Below are 3247 nucleotides of genomic sequence, written 5' to 3'. Positions count from 1 at the left end.
AGGCACCTTGCCGGCCGAACTGCACAAGCTGTGGCGCACGTCGACAGCCGGCGGCTATCACATGGAATACGGCTATTCGTGCATGGGCTATGAAATCGCCGGCGGCCTGGGCGTCAAGATGGCGAAACCGGATGCCGAGGTCATTGTCATGGTGGGCGACGGCAGTTATCTGATGATGAATTCGGAAATCGCCACCTCCGTCATGCTGGACAAAAAACTCATCATCGTCGTGCTCGACAACCGGGGCTATGGCTGCATCAACCGCCTGCAGCAGGCGTGCGGCAACGCGTCATTCAACAATATGTTGCCCGACAGCGCACCCGCCATCGACTTCGCCCTGCATGCCCGGTCGCTGGGAGCGCTGTCCGAGCACGTGGCCAACATTGCCGAACTGGAACAGGCGATGCTGCGCGCCCGCGCCGCATCGCGCACCTACTTGATCTGCATCAATACGGACGCTACGCGCACGACCGAGGAGGGCGGTTGCTGGTGGGAAGTGGCCGTACCCGAAGTCTCGACGCAAGCCGGCGTGCAAGCGGCGCGCGCCCGTTATGAACTTGACCGCCAAGGACAACAAAAATGACTACATGGAATGTGAAGATCGGCATCAACCCGATCTCGTGGATGAACGACGATTTACCCAGCCTGGGCGGTGAAACCCCGCTGGAAACAGCCCTCAAGGAAGGCGCCGAGATCGGCTACGTGGGTTTCGAATTGGGCAACAAGTTTCCCAAGGATGCCCCCGCCCTGAACGCCGTGCTGGGGAAATACCATCTCGCCTGCGTGTCCGGCTGGTATTCGGGACGGCTGGCGCACCGCTCCGTGGAAGAAGAGATCGCCGCCGTAGCCTCGCATTTACGTCTGCTGGCCGACAGCGGCGCCACCGTCATGGTCTACGGCGAAGTGGCGGACGCCATCCAGGGCGAAGCCCGCCCGTTGTATAAACGTCCGCGCTTCCAGTCGCCGCAGCAATGGCAGGCGTACGCCGACAAATTGACGGCGTTTGCGAAACACTTGCTCGACCACGGCGTGCGCCTCGCCTACCACCACCACATGGGCGCCTACGTGGAAACGCCCGCCGACGTGGACCAGTTGATGGCCTTGACGGGGCCGCAAGTCGGCTTGCTGTTCGACACGGGCCACATCACCTTTGCCGGCGGCGACGCGCTGGCGGTCTTGAACAAGCACATCGATCGCATCTGCCACGTGCATTGCAAGGACGTGCGCCCCAATGTGGTGAAACTGGCGAGAAATGGCCACTGGAGTTTCCTGCAGGCCGTGATCAATGGCGCCTTCAGCGTGCCCGGCGACGGCAGCATCGATTTCCCCGCCATCCTGACGCGCCTGTATCTGCACGGCTACGAAGGCTGGCTGGTGGTGGAGGCGGAGCAAGACCCGGCCGTGGCGCCAAGTTATCAGTATGCCAAGATGGGCCACGATTACCTGGCGCGCCTGGTCGACGCGATTCCCCGCCTGGGGCGGGAGGCGGCATGAGCCCGCTGCTGGTCAAGGCTAGGGCCGGTTCGGCCATCGTCGAAGTGACGCCGGAATCGGCCGGCTGGACGCACGTGGGCTTTGCCGCGCATCGGCTGGCGGCAGGCGAACAGCTGACGTTGGAGACGGGCCGCCGCGAACTGTGCCTCGTCGTGCTGACGGGCACGGTCACCGTGCAGGCGGGCGGGCAGACCTGGGAAGCCATCGGCAATCGCCAGAGCGTGTTTGAAGACGTCTCGCCCTACGCCGTGTATGTGCCGCTGGAAACCACGGTCGGCATCACGGCCGTGAGCAACGCGGAAGTGGCGCTGTGCAGCGCACCGGCCACCACCCATCGCCCGGCGCGCTTGATCGACCCGCAGTCGATGACGCGCTCCGTGCGCGGCAAGGGGGCGAACACCCGCTATGTGTGCGACATCCTGCCGCAGACAGCCGAGGCCGATGGCTTGCTGGTGGTGGAAGTGGTCACGCCGTCCGGCCATTCGTCCAGCTATCCGCCGCACAAGCACGACAGCGACAATATCCCGCTGGAAAGTTCGCTGGAAGAAACGTATTACCACCGCCTCAATCCCGAGCAGGGCTTTGCGTACCAACGCGTCTACACGGACGACCGCAGCATCGACGAAGCCATGGCCGTGGAAAACCACGACGTGGTGATGGTGCCCAGGGGTTACCACCCCGTCACCGTGCCGTATGGCTACGATGGCTATTACCTGAACGTGATGGCCGGCCCGAAACGCGTGTGGCACTTTAAAAACGACCCGGCCCATGACTGGCTGATGACGAAATAAACGAGGACAAGAAGATGACAACGCAACAGATCGGCCACTTTATTGGTGGCAACCCCATGGCGTCGCGCTCCGAGCGCACCAGCGACGTGTTTAATCCCGCCACGGGCGCCGTCACGGCGAAAGTATCGCTGGCCACGCCTTCCGAGCTGAACGCGGCCGTGGCCGCCGCCCATGCGGCCTTTCCCGCCTGGTCGCAAACGTCGCCCCTGCGCCGCGCCAGGGTCATGTTCAAGTTCAAGGAGTTGCTGGAAGAACATGCGGATCAATTGGCGGCCCTGATCACGGCCGAGCACGGCAAGGTGTTCACGGATGCGAAAGGGGAAGTCACGCGCGGCATCGAAGTGGTGGAATTTGCCTGCGGCATTCCGCAAATGATGAAGGGAGAATATTCGGAGCAAGTGGCCGGCGGCATCGACGCCTGGTCGATCCGCCAGGCATTGGGCGTCTGCGTCGGCATCACGCCGTTCAATTTCCCCGTGATGGTGCCGATGTGGATGTTCCCGATGGCGATTGCCTGCGGCAATACCTTCGTCTTGAAACCGTCCGAGCGCGACCCGTCGGCGAGCTTGCTGCTGGCGCAGCTGTTGACGGACGCGGGCTTGCCGGACGGCGTCTTCAACGTGGTGCAGGGCGACAAGGAAGCCGTGGACGGCTTGCTGCACCACCCGGACGTGCGCGCCGTCAGTTTCGTCGGTTCCACGCCGATTGCCGAGTATATCTATGCCACCGGCTGCGCCCAGGGCAAGCGCGTGCAAGCGCTGGGCGGGGCGAAAAACCACATGGTCGTCATGCCGGACGCGGACATTCCCCAGACGGTCGACGCCCTGATGGGGGCCGCGTTCGGTTCGGCGGGCGAGCGCTGCATGGCCATTTCCGTCGTCGTGGCGGTGGGCAATGTGGCCGACCAACTGGTCGAGGCGCTGGTGCCGCGCATCGCGGCCCTGAAAATCACGCAAGGCATG

General features: G+C 63.5%; 4 protein-coding genes. All 4 read left to right on the top strand.

The window, feature by feature from the left end; genetic code table 11:
* Window positions 1-583, top strand: a 583-nt coding sequence (locus OX460_RS28470; protein ID WP_289900663.1) for a thiamine pyrophosphate-dependent enzyme, incomplete at its 5' end; no start/stop codon positions are given.
* The gene (iolE, locus tag OX460_RS28465; RefSeq protein ID WP_289900662.1) at window positions 580-1494 is read left to right on the top strand and encodes a myo-inosose-2 dehydratase; all 915 of its coding nucleotides are present in this window, start codon (window positions 580-582) and stop codon (window positions 1492-1494) included. The genes OX460_RS28470 and iolE, both read left to right, overlap by 4 nt.
* The gene (gene iolB / locus OX460_RS28460; protein ID WP_289900661.1) at window positions 1491-2285 is read left to right on the top strand and encodes a 5-deoxy-glucuronate isomerase; all 795 of its coding nucleotides are present in this window, start codon (window positions 1491-1493) and stop codon (window positions 2283-2285) included. Before iolE ends, iolB begins: the two co-directional genes overlap by 4 nt.
* Window positions 2286-2299: 14 nt before the next feature.
* Window positions 2300-3247, top strand: a 948-nt coding sequence (gene mmsA / locus OX460_RS28455; RefSeq protein ID WP_289900660.1) for a CoA-acylating methylmalonate-semialdehyde dehydrogenase, incomplete at its 3' end; no start/stop codon positions are given.

It is taken from the genome of Janthinobacterium sp. SUN033 (genome assembly GCF_030397595.1).
GTDB lineage: Bacteria > Pseudomonadota > Gammaproteobacteria > Burkholderiales > Burkholderiaceae_D > Janthinobacterium > Janthinobacterium kumbetense.
Note: the sequence above shows the minus strand (reverse complement) of the source record. Positions and strands in the feature narration are given on the sequence as shown.

What these genes read in the sequence shown, in the direction of transcription:
- iolE (WP_289900662.1), top strand. Translation starts at nt 580, where the DNA reads ATGACTACATGGAATGTGAAGATCGGCATCAACCCGATCTCGTGGATG.
- iolB (WP_289900661.1), top strand. Translation starts at nt 1,491, where the DNA reads ATGAGCCCGCTGCTGGTCAAGGCTAGGGCCGGTTCGGCCATCGTCGAA.